1 rRNA gene is annotated in these 215 nt (G+C 56.3%); it reads right to left on the bottom strand.

Annotated features, from left to right (window positions below):
• Positions 1 to 73, bottom strand: a 5S ribosomal RNA gene (gene rrf, locus ADK36_RS18010); the annotation flags it as partial.
• Between the last annotated feature and the right edge of the window lie 142 nt (positions 74 to 215).

The raw sequence follows: 215 nt of genomic DNA on the forward strand, positions 1-215 counted from the left end.
CATCGGCGCTGTAAGGCTTAGCTTCCGGGTTCGGAATGTAACCGGGCGTTTCCCTCACGCTATAACCACCGAAACACTATGAAACTATCCAGCCGCACCGCTGCTGTGACTACAGCGGGGCTGTTCGTGGTTTCAGAACCAACACAGTGGACGCGAGCAACTGAGGACAAGCCCTCGGCCTATTAGTACCGGTCACCTCCACACGTTACCGTGCT

The sequence above is a fragment of the Streptomyces viridochromogenes genome, from assembly GCF_001270495.1.
Lineage (GTDB): Bacteria > Actinomycetota > Actinomycetes > Streptomycetales > Streptomycetaceae > Streptomyces > Streptomyces viridochromogenes_A.